Genomic DNA, 21,391 nt, shown 5'->3' with positions numbered 1-21,391 from the left:
CGATCAACCCCTTATCCATCTTTCACGCCATCTCACAACATAATTTGTTAGTATTGTTATGATCAAAGATATAACCAGCAACAAAAAGCCAATGAAAAACAATGCACTGTAATGAAGACTTCTCACTTCAACTTCACCCAGTTCACTTCCAAGTGTTGCAGTTAATGGTCTGATCGGATCGAAGAATGATTTCACCAATAAATTACTTCCACCTGCGACCATGAGGACAATCATTGTCTCACCAAAGATTCTGTTGAAGACACTCATCACGGCATTCACTATTCCAGGCATCGCATATTTCAACTCGACGACCATCACAGAGAATTGTTTTGCGCCTATCGAAAAAGCTGCTTGGGAGATCTCCTTTGGCACTTTTTCCAAGGACTGATAGGATAAACTTATCATGAATGGCAGTGTTAAAACAGACAACATAAAAGAAGCGTTGAAAAAGTTTTGACCAGTCCATGCACCGGCTTTAAGTAGTAATGGTGCCACAATTACTATGCCAAAAAATCCAAGGACAACAGATGGAATGCCACTTACGTATTCAAACACCCCGAGTATCAGTTCTTTCTCTTTTTTATTTGCGTAACTGTGTAAATAAAGAGCAACTACAATGCCAATTACAAAGACTATAAAACTTGTCCACAAGGTCAAGATGATTGAATTTAGTAACATTGTTCTTATGCCAAATTCTGGTGTTTCCCATACTGGGAACCACTCTGATGTAAAAAGGCCCCATTTGACTTCTTTGATAGCCCTTAGGGATTCAGAAAATAAAAAGAAGACTATACCAAAGAGCGCAGCTGCCACCAATATGGCAGCCGTAAAAACAATAGATTTGAAGAGGATTTCGCCTATCTTTTTCATCACTTTTCTGTTCCATAGGCTGGTATATAACCAGCTTTTTCAACAAGCTTTTGTCCTTCGGGAGAGAGTATGAATCTTATGTAGTCGGCTATGGCGTTGTCTTCAGGCCACATGTTGTTGAATCTACTCAGATCGAAGAATACAAATAATGGCCTACTCAATGGGTATTTTCCCTTCAAGACGTTCTCAACTGTAGGTTCTATTCCATTTACTTTCAAGGCTTTTACTTGGTTTGTCACATATCCCATGCCTGTGTATGCAATTGCATACTGGTTTTTTGAAACACTTTCTATCTCTGCTTGTGAAGACTCTAACATTTGAATCCTTGGAGAGAGTTTTTCGCCTTTAAGAACTTTCTCTAGCCAAACTTCAAAGGTTCCAGAAGCTGTGTTTCTTGAATAGGCAGCGATGGGTCTTTTGGGTAATTTGGGATCGACCTGGTTCCATTCAGTTATTTGACCTGTGTATATTTTGTAGAGTGTTTCGATAGATATTGAATCAATACCAAGTGTTGGATTTACTATCACCGCTATACCATCATATGCGATGACCAATGGTACAAAATATTTGTTGTTTTTGTGCATCTGTTCAATTTCACCAGCTTTCAAGAATCTGCTTGAGTTTGCTATGTCACATGTTCCATTCATCAGGGCAGATATCCCAGTACTTGATCCAGCACCTTCGAGTGTTGCTGTAACATTGGGATACATTTTTTGAAATTGCTCAATCCAAAGTTGTGCAATAGGATAGACGGTGTTTGATCCTTTGATCACCAGAGTTTCACCGTAAATCAAAACTGCGAAGATTACCATTGACATGAATAAAAACTTTCTCATATCAGCACCTCCTTCTGATTCATTTATGCTTCTTCAACTTTCAGTTGGTGTGAAAAAATATCAAATTTTTTTAATATCTCTGTGGCATGATTAAAACGGAGGGGTTTGATGGCTTCGATATTGGTTGTAGAGGATGAACAAGATGTGAGTGATGTCATCTGTAGATATTTAAAGACGGATTCTCATCAAGTGAAAACAGCATCTTCAATCGAACAGATGTACAATGAATTAGAAAAAGGGTGCTTTGATCTGATCGTACTAGATCTGATGTTACCTGATGGAGATGCAATGGAAGAGATACCAACTATTCGAGTGTCGTGTCCGAAGATTTTTATAATTGTTTTGACGGCATTGAGAGAAGACAGGAATAAAATACTTGGTCTTGAAATGGGTGCCGATGATTATGTGACAAAGCCATTTCATCCAAGAGAACTGGTTGCACGAGTTCGTGCAATGCTTAGAAGAAAAGATATGTTTGCAGAACGTGAGATAGTACACAAAGATATGAAACTTTTGGTTCATGAAAGACTTTTATTGATAAACGATGAGGAAGTGAAATTGTCTGCCAAAGAATTTGAGATTTTATTGTTGCTTTTTGAAAATCCAAAAAAAGTCTTTACACGCAATGAGATACTCGATGCAGTATGGCAACAGGAAGATAGGACCGAAAGAATTGTCGATGTTTATATGAGTATGCTCAGAAAAAAATTAGGTAAGGAGAGGTTGGTGACTGTTCACGGTGTTGGATACAGATTGGGATGAAGTGATAAAAGAAAATAGACCTATTATTTTGTTGAAACCTGATTGCATAGTTTTTTATCCTGAAGAAGGGGATATCTCTTCAAAAGAACAGGTGTTAAGTGATTCGAAGACCTTCTTTGTAAATGCGGTAGCTCACGAACTTTTCACACCAATCACTGCAATGCTTGGACTATTGGAAATCGCAAAAGAAGGAGAATATGTGCAAGAAAGCCTTTTAAAAATCGAAAAACACCTCAAAAGGATGCAGAGGATTATTGAACAATTAGTGTTATTGTCAAAATTAGAACAAAGTGAATACATACCACATTATCAAAGACTAAGTCTTAAAAGATTGTTGAGTGAGATTCTCTTAGAGTATGAGGAAAAAATAAAACAAAAGGGACTTCGTGTTGAGATCAGAAGTAACAAATTTATCGAAGCTGATCCAGAAGCTTTTAAGATTGTTATCAGAAATTTGATGTCAAATGCCATTAAATACTCAAAAGAAGGTGGTATCATAGAAATATTTTTGCAAAAAGGTTTCTTGGTAATTCAAGATCATGGTGTAGGTATACCTCAGGAGGATCTTAAGAATATCACGGCTCGTTTCTATAGGGCCAGTAACGCGAGAAGTTATTCTGGAGCAGGCCTTGGGCTTGCAATAGTCAAGCATATCCTTCGAAAGCTTTCTATTTCCTGGGCAGTTCACTCAAAATTGCAAATTGGAACAAAAGTCTTTTTGAAAATTTCATCAAATTCATCATCTGTAACTGGTGAGTAGGGATTTTCTCTTTCATACTTCCTGTGGCTCTTTTTCTCTTCTATTTTCACCTACACATCTTTCTTGAATCTCTTTATAGAGAGTGTTATATTATTCGTGTTAGTTACATAAGTAAGTTACTTATGTAACCTGAGAGGAGGGGTCTTTGTGAAGAAGGTAGTTTTATCTATTGTTTTGGTTTCGCTGGTCGTATTGAGTTTTGGAAAAACATTGACGATCTGGATTGGCGGACAGGTTGCGGAACTTGATGAAACATGGAATTCAGTTATCAAGGGATTCGAGCAAAAGTATGGGATCAAAGTCGAGGTACAACTCTTTGGTTTTGATACCTATTATGACAAATTAGTGACAGCCCTTCAAGCAGGTAAAGGACCAGATCTCGCCTTTGCAGACTTGGGTGGATGGGTTCCAACTTTTGCTGAAAAAGGTTGGCTTGAACCCATGGAAGAACAATTAAAGAAATGGGATGGCACTTCACAGATATGGCCAAATCTTTGGCCCACGGTGACTTACAAGGGTGTCAGGTATGGTCTTCCTTGGTATACCGACTGCAGGCTTTTACTCTATAACAAAACGATGTTCGAACAAGCAGGTCTTGATCCAAACAACCCACCAAAGACTTGGGATGAACTTTTGGCAGCAGCTCAAAAGATCACCGACGCAAAGAATAGGGTATATGGTTATGGTGTCAGCGGTACAAAAACAGAGCACACTACTCTTGGTTATATGATGTTCTTGTATGCAGCAGGTGGAAAACTCTTGACAGATGATTATTCAAGAGCTGCTTTTAATACACCAGAAGGGCTTAAGGCTTTGAAGTTCTACACAGATTTGGCAAAGAAATATGGTGTCAGTCCAAATGCAGTTCAATACCATGAAGATGATTACAGAAACATGATGGCCCAAAACAGAGTTGCGATGTCAATTGGAGGACCATGGTCATTCCCACTCATCGAAGCAGCAAATCCAGATATAGTTGGAAAATATTCTGTTGCACTCCATCCATACGATTCACAACCTGCAAGTGTACTTGGTGGATGGGCGCTTGTTATACCCAAATCCAGTCCAAACAAAGAAGATGCCTGGAAACTCGCCGAATACCTGACAAGTTTTGATGTGTGGATGAAGTGGGTTGAAGAAAAGGGTGGACCAATGCCAACAAGAATGGATGTTTGCACAAAATCGAAACTTGCGAATGATCCAAAGTGGCAAATAATCTTCAAGACATTCCCATATGCAGTTGCAAGACCTCCTATTCCTCAGTATCCTCAAGTATCTGAGCAGATCCAGATTATGGTACAAAAGGTTTTGTTAAATGAACTCACACCAGAAGAAGCTATAAAGGTTGCAGCAGATAATGTCAACAAAATACTCGGGGCAAAGTAAACTATAATCAGGGCGGGCACAGCCCGCCCATTGTCAGGAGTGGGTGAGTTGAGAGAAGAAAAGATAGCGTTGAGAATGGTCATGCCGTATGTTCTTATCATAGTAGCTTTTGTTATTTTTTTGCTCATCTCTAATGTTGTCATGAGTTTTTCAAGTAATGATGGTAAATTCACCTTTCAAAATTACATGGCCATTTTCACGGATAATGTATTCTACAAATCTGTTTTGAATACTTGCGTGTGGGTTTTTGGAAGTGTCGTTGGACAAATAGGACTCGGATTGGCTGTGGCTCTCTTGTTGACTCAGATCAAACGTGGTCAGGTCTTTTTTAGAAGTGTAATTTTGATACTACCGTGGGCGACACTCGATATCGTTGCTGGAGTTATGTGGAAGTGGATGTACAATGATATGTATGGTGTGTTGAACGATATTCTTGTGAAAATAGGAGTCGCGAAAGATTATATTCCTTGGCTTGCTACACCAAAGATGGCAATGCTTGCTGTGATCATTGCAAATATATGGAAGGGCTTTTGTCTGTCTGGGATGTTTTTCATAGCTGGTATTCAGACTATACCGCAAGAACTCTATGAAGCTGCTGAAATAGATGGAGCAAATGCATACAGGCGATTTTGGAATGTGACTATACCCCAACTCAGACCTGTATTGGTAACGACTTTGATGTTTACTATAATTTGGACTATAAATTATTTTCCTCTTATCTATGTAATGACTGGTGGTGGTCCAAATTACGGAACCGAGACTATAGTTACTTATATATACAGATTGAGTCTGAGATTTTTGGAATATAACAAAGCCGCCGCACTCTCAAATATATTGTTCTTAGTTGTCTTCACAATAGCATATCTTTTCACTCGAAGAATGGCAAGGGAAGTGGCTGCGTGATGAAAAGAAGCACTAAAAGGAAGACAATGAAATTTGTGTCATATATTCTTTTGACTTTTATATCACTTATTATTGCCTTTCCTTTTGTATGGCTTGTTTTGACTTCTTTCAAAACTTACCAGGAGATATATAGTTATCCGATAATATACCTGCCCAAGAGTTGGACACTTGAGCATTATCAAAAAATATCGAGTCTTGATTTCAAAAACTATTTTCTCAACAGTGTAATAGTCGGTGTGGGGACAATGATTTTTTCCCTGTTGATTGGTATTTTTCCGGCTTATGCCTTTTCTCGTTATTCTTTCAGGTTCAAAAGTGAACTCTTGGTCAGTGTGCTGATTTTTCAAATGTTTCCCATGGTTGTTTTCTTGGTACCAATCTTTAGATTTCTTGATTGGATAAAGTTGCTCGATACGCATCTTGGTCTGATCTTGGCATATATTCCATTCACAACGCCTATAACAATAGTTTTTTTAAGAAGTTTTTTCTTATCTGTACCAAAGTCACTTGAAGAGGCTGCGTTGATAGATGGTTGTACCAGAACAAAAGCATTTCTCAGAGTGATCTTTCCTGTGACTTTGCCTGGTATAGCTGCGGTAGGTGTCTATGCGTTCTTGTTTGCGTGGAGTGAGCTACTCTATTCGATGTCGCTTTTGACAAGTAAGAGTCTTCAGACTATACCGACCTTTCTCTCGGTATTTGTAGGTCAATATCAAACTCGTTGGGGTCCGTTATTTGCAGGATCGGTCTTTGCAACATTACCACCTTTAGTTGTGTTTATAATACTTCAAAGATATTTCATCTCTGGACTGGTGAGTGGGGCGGTGAAAGAATGACCATCAGTGATGATCTGTTGTTTGAGGTCGCATACGATTATTACATCAAAAACGTATTGCAAAGAGATATAGCAAAAAAGCTGGGTGTGTCAAGAGTACAGGTGAGTAAGTATCTCAAGATGGCAATTGAAAGAAAGATTGTGCGCATTGAAGTAATACCGCCAAGAATTCCACAGAAACTGGAAGTAGAATATGATGTGTTGTTTCAACAGAAGTTTGGTTTAAAAAGGCTCTTGCTCACAACGGGGCACACGAACAATCAACTGTTATTACAATCACTCGCGAGAAAGGCTTGGGAATATTTATCTGATCTTCCGAATGATCTGTTGAATGTTGGAATAGGTTGGGGTACGACAATGTTCACACTGGCAACTTACGATTTTAGAGTTGAGAAATCTAAATGGAATGTTTTACCGCTATCTGGTGGGACCTTTAAGCTGTCAGACAAGCATTTTGACTCCAATTTTATAGCCCAGAATTTTGCGGATAGATTGAATGCAAGAGCAATTCCAGTCTATTTCCCCTTTCTGATGGATGATTATGAACAAAAACAACAACTTCAGAGAGCCGAAGAATTCAGATACGTAAATTCAATTTGGGACAAACTCGATATTGTAATCTGTAGTGTGGGGTATTCTATCTCACGTTCACCATTATTCCGTCAAAATGTCTTTGATGGTTCGGTTTTAGACAGGCTCGAAAAACTTGGTATAGTTGGTGATGTTTTGACTCACTATTTTGATATCAATGGCAAGATTCACGATCTTGATTTCATGCAAAAAGTCAATAACATAACTATGGAACAGTACATGAAAGCCAAACTCAAGATAGTCGTTGCTGGAGGTTTTCACAAGATCGAGAGTATAGTTGGACTTTTGAAAGGCAATCTCACAGATGTATTGATAACAGACGAAAATACCGCACGAAATGTCATTGAATACATTTCTGATAAGAACTGGAGGTAGTGTTAGCCTTGAGCATTCAAATACTGAATCTAAATCCATGTTATGATCACTGGGTGATCATTTCAAAACCACCAAAAACCCCCAATGTACTCAGAGGAGATTATGTTGTGAAACTTGTAGATGGTAAGGGATTGAATATTGCAAGAGTTTTCAACACACTTGGTTTTAAGGATTATATATGTATAAACATTCTTGGAGGCGATGTGGGAAAGATTATCCATGCAAAGTGCAAAGAGGATGGTATAAACACCCTGGAATTTTGGATTGAAGACGAAAGCAGGATAAACACCGCAGTTGTCTATGAATATGAAAAGAGAATGTTGATGGTCAACGAGCCTGGTCCAGTCATGCAGAGGAAAGAGGTAGAGAATTTTCTTGAATTTTTCTCGTCTGTTCTAAAGGAAAACGGTACATTAGTGGTTTCTGGAAGTGCGCCGAGAGGATTTGGAATTAAAGATATGGCAAGGATAGCGCGGTTTGCAAAGGAAAAATCTTGTCGGTTGATGATAGATATATCTGGAGAATGGCTCAAAGAATTACTGAACTTTGAACCTGAAATGGTCAAGGTGAACGCCGATGAGTTGAGAATAGCCTTGGATCTTCAACAAATGAACCTGGGTGAGCTTCTCCATATCAAGGACAGTTATAATATAAAAGTCCTCTGTGTGACTTACGGAAAGGATGGTTCAGTAACACTTTTGGACAATAGAGCCATTCGTGTGAAACCAAGGGTTATTCAATCAGATTATTCAGTGGGTTCAGGAGATTCTTTTTTTGCAGGTTATCTTTACTATGAAGCTTTGAACAAATCCATTCAAGAAAGACTCATCTTTGCAACGGCTTGTGGTACGGCAAATACCTTGAAATATGGTGCAGCAATCTTTGATCTGCAGGATCTGGAAAGCCAACTCTCAAATGTAGACATAATGGAGGAAGAACTATGAGGACTTATGTTGGTATAGATCTTGGGACTACGAATACGAAAATCATAGTTGTTGATGAAAATGGTATAGAGAAAATCATAAAGATTAAAACACCAAAGAGAGTTGCGAACGCTGTTGAATATTTTGACCTTGACAAACTCGATCATAGTATTGAAAAGATTATTTCTCAGCTCAATGAGGAATACGACATAGCTGGTTTAAGTTGTACGAGTTTTGGAGAATCGGTAGTTCCTGTTGCAAATGGTAGAAAATTGCACGATCCAATCGTTTGGTATGATACGTGTACAAAAACAACACAACAAAAATACGAAAAAATAGTTGATAAACTTGCTCCTTACGAGATTTCTGGTTCAAGAGATATATACTACTTCTCTTTGTACAAAATACTTTATATGTACGAAAATAGCATCGTCAGACCAAACGAAGTGGAACACTGGTTGCCTGTCTGTTCTTATGTACTGTACAGACTCACAAAGAACGCTGTTTGGGATATGACTCAAGCTTGCCGAAGTCACATGGTTGATGTGCACAACAGACGCTGGAATAAGAATCTGATTGATCACTTTGAAATATCACAGGATCAACTGGGAAAACTCGATTACACCGGCAGTTTTGTTGGATACTATGGAAAAATACCTGTGTTCTTAGCAGGACATGATCATTTGACTGGTACCTTTGGACTGGTCTCGTTGTATGGAAGTGATTTGATATACGATTCAATGGGGACAGCTTCTTTAATCACAGCTATATCTCATGAAAAAGATGGGAATCTACACATGAAGGAACCTTTCATGAAAAATGGTGGACTTGTCGGTATAGGTTTCAAGGATGGCCAGTATTATCTTGCCTCTGGTGTTAGATATCATGGAAAGTTGATTGAATTGGTCTTAAGAACTTTCGGTATGACGGTTTCTTCTAAAAGATTCAGATTAATAAATGAAAAAATAAAATCGATGCCACAAAGAGTGAATTTTTACATCTACAGTAATGGCGATAACGTGGTTGGTGAAAATTGTCAAGGCATCAACTTTCTTGAGATTCCCGCCGATTGTACACCAGAAGAAATCCTCCAAACTGTGTACCAATATCTTTCTTACACGAGTAGGGTAACCATAGAAAACCTCAACAGATATGTTGGTGATCTTCCCATTATCGTTGGTGGGGCATTGATCAATAACGATGTTTTCATGAAATACAAAGCTTCAATGTTATGTAAAGATCTTTATTATTTGAACACCACCGAACTGACTGCCCTTGGGGCGGCAGTGTCAGCAATCAAAGGCTCACATAATGAACAAGCATTTGAAGCTCTGAAAGCAAAAACAGCTTTTCAAAAGATCGTTCCTGATTATGAACTGTGTAAACAAATGAATGAACTCTACATAAAGATGAGCCAAGGGTACAACAGACTTCTTAGATGAGGAGGATTGAAGATGCCATTGGTTACACTAAGAGAGCTTGTTCAAAAGGCTTATAAATCAAATTACGCAATACCGGCTTTCAATATTCATACCTATGAAGATGCCGTAGCAATCGTCAAGGGTGCTGAGGAAATGAAATCGCCGGTTATATTGATGGCTTCACCGAGTGCGATAAAACATTTAGGTATTAAGATCGCAGCTTGTATTATGAACGATTTGGCAGAAAATGCAACTGTACCTGTCGTGTCACATTTAGATCATGCTACAGATTTGGATATAATCTTTAAAGCCATGAAGGCAGGTTTTACCTCTGTTATGTACGATGGATCGAGTCTGAGTTTTGAAGAAAATGTTCACAATACAAAATTAGTTGTAAAGGTTGCAAGAGCTTTTGGTGTGTCGGTTGAAGCGGAGATAGGAAGAGTTGGAAAATCCGAAGAGGGCGAGGAACTCCAGCAAATTTTGACAGAACCAGAATCTGCAAAGGCATTTTTTGAGCAGACACAGGTCGATGCACTTGCAGTTGCAGTTGGTACTGCTCATGCGATGCAAAAACAAGAGGCACAGATAAATTTTGAGCGAGTCGAACAGATACAAGAAGTCGTGGATGTGCCCTTGGTTTTACATGGATCGAGCGGCGTGCCTGATGAAGATCTCACAAAAATCAGTAAAATGAGATTTGGAAAGATAAACATAGGTACAGTTTTGAAAACAGTTTACGTAAAAAAGATAAGAGAGATACTGCAAAACAAACCGGATTTGAAAGACCAAATTATACTGTTAAAAGATGCGTCTTGTGCTGTGACTGAAATGGTCAAACACAAGATAAAACTGCTCAACAGTAATCAGAGAATATGAAATATTGGTCACAATACAATCACCCTGACCAGCTTTGAGTTCTGGTCAGGGTCTTTTCAGTGATTATTTTTGCATAATATAATTATGGAATACTCAAAGATATTTTGATATCTGAGACAGTTTTTCTACACTGTAATTTAAACCACCTTTTCTGTTTAAGATAGACCAGAGAGTTCTGTACTGTTCAGCTATCTGTTCTAGTTTTTGCTTTAGGTAAGTTTTTCTCTCCTCTGGTATCAACGAGATATTTCCATTCTGCTTTATAAGTATCAATGATTCCATCCCCAAGGCCAACATTTCAGCATTATTAATGATCTGCAAAATGGTGACTTTTTCAGATTCAGATTTTGTTCTTGCCATAAATTCAGATAGATTGTGAATAGTCGTGTTTACAATTTCTATTGCATCCTTGGTATTTTTAATGTCTTCATCATTGATTTCATTCAAGTATTTCGATATTCTGTGTGGAAATACGAGTGATATGAAATATGGGCTTGTATTGTGCAATTTGAGTTTTATGTGCTTGTAAATTGCACCAAGATTGTAGACGGATTCTGCTATGGGAAGCCTTGTTTTGAACACATGAGTGTTAATTTCTTCCAGTAATTCATCATTCATCAAATTCTTCGATAGGTTCCAACCCAATGATGCTGCATAACCAAGGCCTATCATAGAAAATGGGAGGTGTTGATGATGGCCATTGTCACCCCAATCTGTTAATAAAAAACCAATAGCGTTGTACTTTTTGCCATTTATCAAAGCGTTTTCGATATTCACAATGGCATTGTCACTTCTACCAGTAAAGGAATTCCAAGTTGAAGTACCTGGACAAACATAAAACGCCACACCTTTGGTTGCAAATAATTTGCATTCTTCATCGTATGGATGATCACCTTCGTAACCCCAGAGCAACGCAATTGTGTCATCTGGTAGTTGTGCCACAAGTTCTGGGTAATTCTTTATGATATCCCCCCAAAACATCACAGTTTTGCCGTGCCTGTCCAATATTTGATGGATTTTTAGGAGAAAACCAAGATACACCGTTCCTTTTCCATATTTCTCACACAATTCTTTTGACTTCCCCAAGCCAAGATCGTACGTTTCATCGGCTCCGATATTTACCTTGGTACTTGTAAAGTTGGGAAGAAGTTCGTCAAACAGTTCACTCAAGAAATTCAATGTTTCTGGTACGGCTGGAGAGAGAGAAAACGGTCCGTATTTTTCTCCCCAAGGGGTTATGAAACCATCCGGACATTCCGCGAGATATTTGTATTGATCGTGCTTAAGCCATTTACCGAGATGTCCGAATGAATTTTGGTTTGGGACAAGTTCGATAAATCTTTCTCTGCAATAATTATTTAGTTCTTGCACTTCTTCTGAGGTAAGTGGTGTATAATCTCTCCAAACTAATTCATGCTTACTGTAAGCAAATGTGTGTTCCGTATAGAGTTGAAACTGGTTGTATTTGAGTTCAGCCAATATGTCTATTATTTTTTTTAATGTGTCCATGTTTGGTATTCTATCTCTGCTTATATCCAACATAAATCCACGATTCTCGAAATCTGGTTCATCTTCTATGATCATCGTAGGTATTCTGCATTCATATTCTCTCATCAGTTGAATTAGAGATTGTAGGCTGTAGAAGATACCTTGAGTCGTTTTTGCCATCAAAACGATTCCATTGGGTGTTATTTTGATTTTATAACCTTGTGAATGTGATACCATATTTGAATTCAAGATGATCTTTATCGTTGTAGATTTATCGTTAAAACCCGTAAGTGAGAATCTTTTCCTGTATTTGATCAGTTCGTCTTTTAAAGACACAGCGAATTTAAAAGATTCTGGCAGGGTGAAAATCTTACCTTCAGATGGGATTTCAAAAGTATCATTCAGCAGGGTGATTTTCTTTGGTCGAGGCAACATATGCCGGTCTCCTTTCTTTTCCGTATGCGAATATTCAAATTTGTATGTGATTTAGTTATTTCTAAGTTGATCTCTCAAATTCTGGACAACCTCATCTTTGACTGGAAACACTAACTTCATTGCCATTATCAATGCCCCTCCGACTGGAGGGAGATACGGTTCTTGGAGTGAGATACCAAAGTTTCTCTTCATAGATTCCTGTACAGAATTGAAAAAATATGGTTCTTCAAAAAGCCCTCCGGTATAAGATAGAAAGTCGCTGTGAATCGATTTCAAAACGGGTCCAGTGGCGTTAATAAGTTCTTCAAGACTCCTTTGCACAATCATTCTGGCTATGTGGTCATTTTCACGAGCACATTTCAAAACAAATGGTGCGAAAGAAGCAAGATGACTTTTGGGATGTTTGTCAACATAGAAATATCTCAATACATCGTCTACGCAATGAAGGTTTAGGATTTCCTCTACATACTGTACAAGGTTGGTAAATTCACCTCTGTTTTCCCAGTATCTCATTACTTCTTTAACAGCCTCAAAGGCTATTCCATAAGCACTCCATATATCGCCTATTATGTGGCCCCATCCTCCTACTCTATAAATGTTACCATTTTCATCTATACCAACGATCATTGAACCAGTACCAGCAACAATTATTGCACCAGACTTTCTAATATATCCCAATGAGCCTATTAAGGCAATTAAGCAATCATTCACAACCATAATCCTTTTTGCGGGTATAACTGGTTTCATCAGTTCACACAATTTATCGCAACTTTTCTTGGAAAAACCCGCTCCAGATAATCCAAGAACACATGCGTCTACTTCGTTTGAGTTTTGTTTCATGTTTTTCAAGCATTCTGAGATAGTTGCCATCAGTTTCTCAATTCCTATGTCAAGATGATTCCCTGGTCCTCCTAAAGCAGATGAGATGACTCTTCCCGTTTCATCACATGTAATTATTCTCGTTTTTGTTCCTCCGGCATCTATTCCAAGAAATCTCATTTTTATACCTCCTGGTATTTTACAAACGCATTAATTCATATGATATTAAGGACAATAATCTCTCCTCAGTATCGTCTGCATAAGGAGATGCTAACCATTCATAGCCACTTTTCACGCTCTTTGGTACCACATACGAGGCTGGTGAATTTGCATAGCATATCACGAAGGCAAGTTTATCTATTGACGAAATAACATTGCAGAATTCGAAGAACAGTTCAAAAGGAACGAAAAACAATTTAAGGTGATCGATCACAAGGAAAGATATTATAAACTCTTCCCTCTCTGGTAATTTACCCCGTTGTTTGATCAACATCATGCCTGGTATATCTCTTTCGTTTAATGATGATTCTTCAACATTCTTTTGGACATACTCTACTTCGAGTTCAATTTCTTTTACGGAAAGTCCCCAAGGTGCAGATTTTTGATACAAAATATATGGGATGCACTGTTTAAGGAAAATCCCCGCCAATCTTTCAATCTCTGTGAATGATCTTTCCTTTCTTGTTCTATGAGTGCTTAAATCACCGCAACAAGAATTAAGAAAAACAAATGGTTGATCGAATTTCATCTCTAATTTTCTTCTTATAGCTCCGATTATGTCACTTGAATACAGTAAATTTTCTGGTCCAAGAACGGTTGGATGACAAGGAAATAGTACTATCGAGAATCTTTGTTTTATAGTTTCAAATTCAATTAAATTGGTAGGTATTGTTGTACTATCTTGCCTGTTTCTAAAATCGCAGACATTAGACACTTCAAATTGTTTGATAGTTAGCTTGTTCAAATTTGATGAATTTTGCTTAGCCTTCATTAAAGCCTCTCTTGCAGAAAACTCTATAATATCGCAAACACAATCTGGTTTGGGGCCAGAATGTATATGAGTGGCAACGGGTATGAGTTTTATGCCGTCTATTTGTCTTGGAAATTTTTTTGGAACTGTAAGCAAGTCGAATACTAATATTGCTGTTTCAATTTGATCTTCATTGAGATAAATACAGAATAATTGCAAAGGATCATGAGAACCAATAGAAGTTTCTTTTCTAAGAATATAACCAGCCATTTCCAGTTTTTCTGGAAAGGACAAATCTACACTTGAAAAGCCAATTTTCATTGAATGATCACACCTTTTTTATTTTCATCCTTTTAGACCTCCACTTAATCCTTCAACATACCACTTTTGGCAAGATAAGAACACTATGAGAATTGGTATCGTAGCAACAATCATCCCCGCACACAACAAGCCCCATCTTGTGATGTTGTGACCTCTGAACATGGCAAGTCCCAGATTAATCGGCATTTTCGAATAATCTTGTATGACCAAAAGTGGCCAGAAAAACTGACCCCATGACCAGAGAACCTTGAAAACCACCATAGTTGCGATAGTTGGCTTCACCATTGGCAACATTATCTTCCAGTATATATAAAAATCATTTGCACCATCGGCTTTAGCGGCTTGCTCAAAATCAGCAGGTATAGATAGGAAACTCTGCCTGAACATGAACACGCCAAACCCACTGGCCGTGAATGGAATTATAAGAGCTGCTAAAGTATCGTACATACCCATGCGGATAGTTATTATATACATGGGTATCGCAACGGCGTAGAATGGTATCATAAGTGTTGATAATGCTAACCAGAACAGAATTTTCTTTCCAACAAAGTTCTTTCTTGCCAAAGCATAACCTGCCATTGAATCGAAGAAAATACTAATGAGTGTTACTGCGCCAGCTACGAATAAACTATTGAATAACATTGTACCAAGTGAAACATTATCGTCAATGACCTTTGGATAATTCCACGCGGCAATGTAATTGTCGAATGTTATAGCTTTGGGTATCAATGAATAAGACTCTATACCCGTATCTGGTTCTATGGATCTAACCACAACCCATATCAATGGTAAAAGGGTAAAAGCACATGCAGGTATGATCAAAAGGTATTTAACAAATAGTATCCATCGATTCTGTAACCGCATTTGATTCACCTCTAAAATATAATGTCTTCTCTGCCAATCTTTCTTTGAATAAAAGTTAAAGCGAGAATGATAACGAGCAGAACAACACTGATAGCAGATGCATAACCCATTTGAAATTCACTGAACCCCTTTGTGTACAGATAATTTACGATCGTTGTTGTAGAATATCCAGGTCCTCCTCCAGTCATTATATAGATAGGTGTGAAGACCTGAAACGAGTTGATCAAGGAGGTAGTGATAACGAAAAAAGTAGTTGGTCTTAAAAGTGGCAAGACTATCTTGAATGTGATCTGCCATCTTGTAGCACCGTCAAGTGCAGCAGCTTCATACAGTTCATCAGGAATGTTTTGAAGTCCCGCCAAAAAAATTAGCATTCTATAACCAAATCCGCTCCAGATCAGGACTATTCCTACGGCAATCAATGCATATCTGTAATCGCTTAACCATTCTATTGGTTTCAAGTGTAACGCAAGTAGTAATCTATTTGCTATACCTGTGGTACTTGAGGAAAAGATCAGCGACCAAATTATGCTCACAACAACCATTGAAACTATGTTCGGAATGAATAAAGCGAGTCTAAAAAAATTTCTACCTTTGAAAGGCTTATTCAACAAGAGTGCGAAGATAAGCCCTAAAATGGTATTCCCAGGGACATACAAGACTGTGAAATATAAAGTATTGAGAATAGATCTGAGAAACACTTGATCTTTCAGTAATTTGGCATAATTTTTCAATCCAACAAATTCTGCGGAATTAAAGGTTATTATGCTGAACTCTTTAAAACTTAATACTATCACCCATATAATCGGAACAAAGAGAAAAACAGCAAAAATGGTGTATGCAGGTGCACAAAAAAGATAAGCAATTAGATTTTCTCTCAATTTTTTTCTCACCCTTATTACCACCTCATGAGCCTTTCGATTTTGGTTGATTAAGCCAAGAGAAGGCCGAAGCCTTCCCTTGGTTTTCACCACGAGTATCCCTTGTCTTTTAAGTGAGTTTCAAGTTCTTTTTGTGCTCTTTCTAAGCCACTTTCGAATGATATCTTGTCGGAGAGTATGTCCTGAATAGCAGCTCTTATTATTCTTGTGAATGCAGAATATTCTGGGTGTTCAACCCATGGTCTTGAATCAGACATCTGTTCATCGAAGGCTTTCATTATTTCATCACCAGCGACATACAACTCTGCCGCATCTGATCGAGCTGGGATAAATCCTGCGACGTTACAATACTCGAGCATATTATCTTTACTGCATAGCCACATTAAAAGCTTTGCCGCTTCTTCCTTATGTTTTGCGGTAGAAGGAATGACAAACACATCTGCGCCATAGTAAGAAGTTTTTTTACCAGTTTCAGGATTTGTTGGCAATACAACAGCACCAACTTTGTCGCCAAGTTCTTTTCTCAATGCTGGTCCAGCATCGCCTGTGTCTATGTACATCGCTACCTGACCAGCTACCAATTGACGACGAACATCAGCCAAGTTAGCGTTTACGGCTCCAGGTTGAACAACTTTGTATGTTTTGAACAAGTCCACAAAAAACCTTGCACCCTTGCGGAATGCATCAGTTGTAATAGCTGGGGCACCGTTTTCGTTTATCATATGTCCACCGGCTTGCCATACCCAAATCATCAATTGATATGCATATTGAGCAGATGCTCCAAAACCGTAGACATCAATTTGTCCATCGTTGTTTCTATCGAATGTCAAGCGTTTTGCATACTCAAGAAAATCATTCCAAGTCCAATTATCTGATGGTTCAGGTAATCCTCTCTCTGCAAGAATATCCTTTCTGTAAAGGACCACACGAGTATGACAAAAATATGGAATGCCAACGATCTTTCCGCTCATTTCCTTTGGTTTGTTCATTTTGTAAGTACTTCCCAAAAGAACTGATTCTGGGAAAGAGTTTAGAAAATCTCGTGGTAAATATTTTTCAAGAGGTTCGATTGACTTTGACCAAGCTAATGCATGTTCTCTTGGTGATCCTACTTTGGCAAGGTCTGGTGCTTTTCCAGACATTATGGCTACATCGAGTTTTGTGTGAGGGTCCTCAGCCCAAGGAATTACTACCAGATTGACTTTGATGCCAGTAGCTTCTTCAAATGCCTTTATGTGTTTCTTCACTACTGGAAGATCAAGTTGTGGATCTCCTCCCGCAAACCAAAATGTCACTTCAGCTGCTGAACAAATTGTTAGAACCATAAACACTACCAACAAGACGAAAAATTTCTTCATAGTGAAACACCTCCCTTTAATTATTGGTAAGTGAACAACTGATATTTCTCCTCAGTTTATGCATTTACTCAAAAAAAGCTTCATTTCTTTGTTCTTAAATATTTCGTGGAATGCAAAAATACATACACCATCTGCACCAGATTTTCTTGCAATCTTGACTGCTTCTACAACCTCGGCTGCTCTTATAGCGTTGTGTGCTTGGATACCGATTACTACTTTCGATTTACCTGTGGCTATTTTGCATGTAGTTCTGGTTATGTCTTCAACCCATGAAACTGATTTGTTGAAATCCTGATGATAAGCCATTGGTAATACCAGATCACACAACTCCACAAAATCTTGATATCTTTGCCCGCAATGTACTAATGCAAAATTTCTTTCACTTGGATTGGGATCACCCCCTTCTGGGATAAGGGCTGCACTAAGTACAGTTGAAGGTCTCACATTTCTGACCAGTTGCGTTATCGCCTGTGTAAGATCTGTGACATCTTTTGCTCTCAAATTTGCCCATTTTGTGACACCAGAATCTCCACATTCAAGAGCATTCAAGATACTTTGGTTATCACCATTTTTACCCCAAGTTTGAATCGCTTTTTTGAGGAGCAATTCAATCTTTACGCCGAGGTTATGTAATCTGCGGATTTGAAATGGTCCCCATCCCCACGCGCCATTAGGATATCTTATGTAATCTAAATGAATTCCATCAGGTTCGTAATCGGTTACAATCTCTTTTATTAGAGAGAAAAGATAATCTTTGTAATTTTCATCAGATGCGAAATCTACCACAGCTGAAGAAATTCTGAAACAAGTATGTTCGCCCAATCTGTATTCGTAAGATTGTTCTTCAAGAGGTATTCCCCACATACCAGCACCTGGGTTTAGCTGGAGATAGGTTTTATCTTGTGATACGATAAACCAAGCATGAAGCCTTAAATTTAATTTTCTACAAACTTCTGAAGCTTTCGGCAAAACTGTATTATCTTTCGAGGTACTTAAAGCTATCCTGGAAGGCCAATACACTTTCCCCATGGTTCCCTTCACAAGGAGAAACAGGTCTGTGAAGCCCATTTCCTTTAAATCTTTAATAGCTTTTTCTGTACCATATTCTGATAATGATGAACTCCAAGCCCAGATACCTCTTACATAATCAAGACGGCCTTGAAGGTCTTTATTCACGCTCAACACACCTTTTTTGAAAACTTTGTTTAAAGTATTGGAATATGTTTACGATATTTCTCCAACAATAGTGCATTTACTTCATCTCCTTGCGGTACATTTGCACTTAGAAATACAGGGGGGGTCATTCCATCTTTTTCGAAAAATCTGACGATCTCAACTACAACGGAATTTATGATGAATGCACCGCATATCGTTGAGAGTGGTCCAACGGTAACATCGTTCATCTTCAAACACGCATCTCCATATGGAACGTGATTGTCAATGGTCAAATCGGCGACTTCATACAGTTTCTTGCCCAACTCATTTCTGGCAGTCACGTTCTTTGAGTGTTCAACAGATGTAACCGCTGCCACATATGCACCTGTCTTTTTTGCATTTTCAGCAAATGTTACAACAACTGAGTTAGATCCAGAATTGGAAAAAACGATAACTATATCACGAGAGGAGATGGGCAATTCGGAAACTATTGCTTCCCCTATACCATCTATCCTTTCAAGTTTTGAACTCAGCACTGCTTTCTCGTGAAGCATTAAAGAACTGACTAATACTGGATACACTGGCGCTATACCACCAGCACGATAGAAAATTTCTTCTACCAGTATGTGTGAATGTCCAGTTCCAAAAGCGTAGATTAATCCGTCAGATCTTATAGCTTCGTACGCTTTTTCTGCGAGAATTCTAATTTTATTTGCTTCCTTTTCTATGATTTGTTGAAAACTGGTGTTGATTTTCTGATAATATTGATCAATTAAGCTCATAGCATCGTATCCTGAAAATTCTCCCATCACCAAAATTTCCCTCCTCGCACTTGTGAGTAGGTGGTGTATTTGTGATGCATGTACTCACATTTCATTTAAATTCTTTGAAAGCATTTTTAATTACCCCTTCCCTCTCGGTATCGAGGATTGTTCCAGCCCTGAAAATACATACGCCATTAGTATTTTTGTCGATGCATTCATCGATAATTTGTGCAAGTTCATCTCCTGTTACCGGGGAATATCCCTGAAGCCCCATCACGACTTTGGTATCATTCGTATGAATCTGCTCTTTTGTTCCAACAAAAATTGTTTCCGTTATCCAGGATGAATTTTTATTGTAATCTTTGTGATAAGCCATAGGTATAATCATTCCGCAGTTTTCTGCAAAAATCGCATAATTTTGACCGTAATGAACTAAACCAAAAGCCCTCTCGGTACTATCAAGACTTCCAGGTTCTGGCATCAGAGCAGCGCTAATTATTATGTCTGGTTTTATCTGCTTAGCACAATTAGATAGATCTTCAAAGAATTTTTGAACGTTTTCTGATCTGATTTCGACCCACTTTGTAACTGTTGCATCTTTGCTGATATAAGCATTTATAAAAGATTGATTGTCACCACCTGTTCCCCATGTTTGAATAGCTAAATTTCTGAGGTATTGGATGTCTGAATCACTAAGGCCATTTTCTAAGGCTCTTTGAATTTCTGTTGGTCCCCATCCCCAAGCACCTGTTGGATACCTTATATAATCAAAGTGCAGTCCATCTGGTTCATAGTTCTTTACAACTTCACAAATAAGTGATTTCATGTATTCTTTATATTCTTCACAACCAACAAAATCCACGCTTTTTCCTGCTCTTTGAGGATCTCCGTCTATTGTCTTAGGAATTCCATACATTTTGCTTTCTGGGTAGATCGTGGTAAATTTTTCGTCTTGGTTACAAACAAACCAGACGTGTAATCTCAAACCGTTTGTTTTGCAAAAATTTGATGCTCTTGGTAAAACAGTTGTATCCGATGAAAATCCCAACGCGATTTGTGAAGGCCAGTTGACTGCGCCAGCAGTTCCTTTGACAAGAAGCAATATATCGGTAAAGCCAATTTCTTTAAGACGTTGTAAAACGCTTTCTACCCCAAGACTGGCAAGTGTACTACCCCAAACCCATACTGCTTTTATCTTAGCTGGCCATGAAAAAGGTAGTAAAGCTTTCGAAAGAACTACCTCGTTTGGGATTTTTCCAGTATCGCTGAATTCTTTCAGGATTTTTGATGTTGTTGCGATGAAAACATCAATTGATATTTTTCTTGATGTTCCATTGATGAAGAGTGGGATAGCGGTTGGTAAGGTTTTACTTTTTTCAACTTCGTTTACAAACCATGATACAGCGGTATGAAAGTCTGATATTGTACACGTTGACTGATAATCTTCAAATTCAAAGTCTCCAGGTTCGAAATTTGATGGCAGAGTGGTTTGAAGGTATGATATGGCTTCAGGTTTTCCATCAGAATCAAGTAATTCATCTATGTATTTAGCTATAACATATGAAGCATCGTTTAGATTCAAGATATCTAAACTTTTTCCTTTCGCTTGCCATACCTTCTCGCATTTTTCTGGTAGCCTTTGGTAAGTGTTTACTTGTTCTGCTATCGACTTTGCCAACATTAATACATCATCGCTTGCAAGTTTTTCTTGTGAAGTGTTATTAGCTATTATGAAACATCCTGCCAAGGTGAATATTAAGAGCCCAACAATTACTGCTACAAAAGTTTTTTTCAT

20 protein-coding genes are annotated in these 21,391 nt (G+C 38.2%); 9 read left to right on the top strand and 11 right to left on the bottom strand.

Annotation, left to right across the window (positions count from 1 at the left end; translation table 11 throughout):
- Positions 1-3: 3 nt before the first annotated feature.
- Both TSP02S_RS10495 and TSP02S_RS10490 read right to left on the bottom strand, forming a co-directional pair.
- Positions 4-870, bottom strand: coding sequence for a PstC family ABC transporter permease (locus tag TSP02S_RS10495; RefSeq protein ID WP_052465449.1), 867 nt, complete (start codon positions 868-870; stop codon positions 4-6).
- Positions 870-1,706: a phosphate ABC transporter substrate-binding protein PstS family protein gene (locus TSP02S_RS10490; protein ID WP_041083894.1), complete on the bottom strand. Its 837-nt coding sequence runs from the start codon at positions 1,704-1,706 to the stop codon at positions 870-872. Before TSP02S_RS10490 ends, TSP02S_RS10495 begins: the two co-directional genes overlap by 1 nt.
- A 108-nt stretch (positions 1,707-1,814) precedes the next feature.
- Here TSP02S_RS10490 and TSP02S_RS10485 point away from each other — a divergent pair, with 108 nt between their 5' ends.
- The 9 genes from TSP02S_RS10485 to TSP02S_RS10445 all read left to right on the top strand — a co-directional run bounded on the left by TSP02S_RS10485 (position 1,815) and on the right by TSP02S_RS10445 (position 10,541).
- Positions 1,815-2,468 carry a response regulator transcription factor gene (locus TSP02S_RS10485; RefSeq protein WP_041083892.1) on the top strand — a complete coding sequence of 218 codons (654 nt, stop codon included), beginning with the start codon at positions 1,815-1,817 and terminating at the stop codon, positions 2,466-2,468.
- Positions 2,446-3,228, top strand: coding sequence for a sensor histidine kinase (locus tag TSP02S_RS10480; RefSeq protein ID WP_232503715.1), 783 nt, complete (start codon positions 2,446-2,448; stop codon positions 3,226-3,228). Before TSP02S_RS10485 ends, TSP02S_RS10480 begins: the two co-directional genes overlap by 23 nt.
- A gap of 147 nt (positions 3,229-3,375) precedes the next feature.
- A complete protein-coding gene (locus TSP02S_RS10475) occupies positions 3,376-4,614 on the top strand; it encodes an ABC transporter substrate-binding protein (RefSeq protein ID WP_041083890.1) in 1,239 nt (412 codons plus the stop codon).
- A gap of 48 nt (positions 4,615-4,662) precedes the next feature.
- On the top strand, positions 4,663-5,517 hold the full coding sequence (locus tag TSP02S_RS10470; RefSeq protein WP_041083889.1) for a carbohydrate ABC transporter permease: 855 nt from the start codon (positions 4,663-4,665) through the stop codon (positions 5,515-5,517).
- A complete protein-coding gene (locus tag TSP02S_RS10465; RefSeq protein WP_041084444.1) occupies positions 5,517-6,353 on the top strand; it encodes a carbohydrate ABC transporter permease in 837 nt (278 codons plus the stop codon). The genes TSP02S_RS10470 and TSP02S_RS10465 overlap by 1 nt, the downstream gene beginning before the upstream one ends.
- On the top strand, positions 6,350-7,318 hold the full coding sequence (locus TSP02S_RS10460; RefSeq protein ID WP_041083887.1) for a sugar-binding transcriptional regulator: 969 nt from the start codon (positions 6,350-6,352) through the stop codon (positions 7,316-7,318). The genes TSP02S_RS10465 and TSP02S_RS10460 overlap by 4 nt, the downstream gene beginning before the upstream one ends.
- A gap of 8 nt (positions 7,319-7,326) precedes the next feature.
- Positions 7,327-8,262, top strand: coding sequence for a 1-phosphofructokinase family hexose kinase (locus TSP02S_RS10455; protein WP_082026046.1), 936 nt, complete (start codon positions 7,327-7,329; stop codon positions 8,260-8,262).
- On the top strand, positions 8,259-9,683 hold the full coding sequence (locus TSP02S_RS10450; protein WP_041083883.1) for an FGGY-family carbohydrate kinase: 1,425 nt from the start codon (positions 8,259-8,261) through the stop codon (positions 9,681-9,683). Before TSP02S_RS10455 ends, TSP02S_RS10450 begins: the two co-directional genes overlap by 4 nt.
- 12 nt (positions 9,684-9,695) lie before the next feature.
- Positions 9,696-10,541, top strand: a complete 846-nt coding sequence (locus tag TSP02S_RS10445) for a class II fructose-bisphosphate aldolase (RefSeq protein WP_041083881.1) — start codon at positions 9,696-9,698, stop codon at positions 10,539-10,541.
- Between the two features lie 93 nt (positions 10,542-10,634).
- On the opposite strand, the gene TSP02S_RS10440 is transcribed toward TSP02S_RS10445, so the two are convergent.
- The 9 genes from TSP02S_RS10440 to TSP02S_RS10400 form a co-directional block, all read right to left on the bottom strand.
- Positions 10,635-12,464 carry a beta-N-acetylhexosaminidase gene (locus tag TSP02S_RS10440; protein WP_041083879.1) on the bottom strand — a complete coding sequence of 610 codons (1,830 nt, stop codon included), beginning with the start codon at positions 12,462-12,464 and terminating at the stop codon, positions 10,635-10,637.
- Positions 12,465-12,515: 51 nt separating this feature from the next.
- Positions 12,516-13,463, bottom strand: coding sequence for an N-acetylglucosamine kinase (locus TSP02S_RS10435; RefSeq protein ID WP_041083878.1), 948 nt, complete (start codon positions 13,461-13,463; stop codon positions 12,516-12,518).
- A gap of 19 nt (positions 13,464-13,482) precedes the next feature.
- The gene (locus TSP02S_RS10430; protein ID WP_041083876.1) at positions 13,483-14,574 is read right to left on the bottom strand and encodes a hypothetical protein; all 1,092 of its coding nucleotides are present in this window, start codon (positions 14,572-14,574) and stop codon (positions 13,483-13,485) included.
- 24 nt (positions 14,575-14,598) lie between these two features.
- Positions 14,599-15,438, bottom strand: coding sequence for a carbohydrate ABC transporter permease (locus TSP02S_RS10425; protein WP_041083874.1), 840 nt, complete (start codon positions 15,436-15,438; stop codon positions 14,599-14,601).
- Positions 15,439-15,449: 11 nt separating this feature from the next.
- Positions 15,450-16,331: a carbohydrate ABC transporter permease gene (locus TSP02S_RS10420; RefSeq protein WP_052465447.1), complete on the bottom strand. Its 882-nt coding sequence runs from the start codon at positions 16,329-16,331 to the stop codon at positions 15,450-15,452.
- 74 nt (positions 16,332-16,405) lie between these two features.
- On the bottom strand, positions 16,406-17,677 hold the full coding sequence (locus TSP02S_RS10415) for an ABC transporter substrate-binding protein (RefSeq protein ID WP_041083872.1): 1,272 nt from the start codon (positions 17,675-17,677) through the stop codon (positions 16,406-16,408).
- Between the two features lie 51 nt (positions 17,678-17,728).
- Complete coding sequence (locus TSP02S_RS10410; protein WP_041083870.1) at positions 17,729-18,853, bottom strand: glycoside hydrolase family 10 protein; 1,125 nt, start codon at positions 18,851-18,853, stop codon at positions 17,729-17,731.
- Between the two features lie 29 nt (positions 18,854-18,882).
- Positions 18,883-19,641 (bottom strand): SIS domain-containing protein, encoded by a 759-nt coding sequence (locus TSP02S_RS10405; RefSeq protein WP_232503810.1) that lies wholly within the window; start codon positions 19,639-19,641, stop codon positions 18,883-18,885.
- Positions 19,642-19,705: 64 nt separating this feature from the next.
- The gene (locus TSP02S_RS10400; RefSeq protein WP_041083869.1) at positions 19,706-21,391 is read right to left on the bottom strand and encodes a family 10 glycosylhydrolase; all 1,686 of its coding nucleotides are present in this window, start codon (positions 21,389-21,391) and stop codon (positions 19,706-19,708) included.

Origin of the sequence: Thermotoga profunda AZM34c06, from assembly GCF_000828675.1 — a bacterium.
Taxonomy (GTDB): domain Bacteria; phylum Thermotogota; class Thermotogae; order Thermotogales; family DSM-5069; genus Pseudothermotoga_B; species Pseudothermotoga_B profunda.
This window is presented reverse-complemented; position numbering and strand designations above follow the sequence as displayed.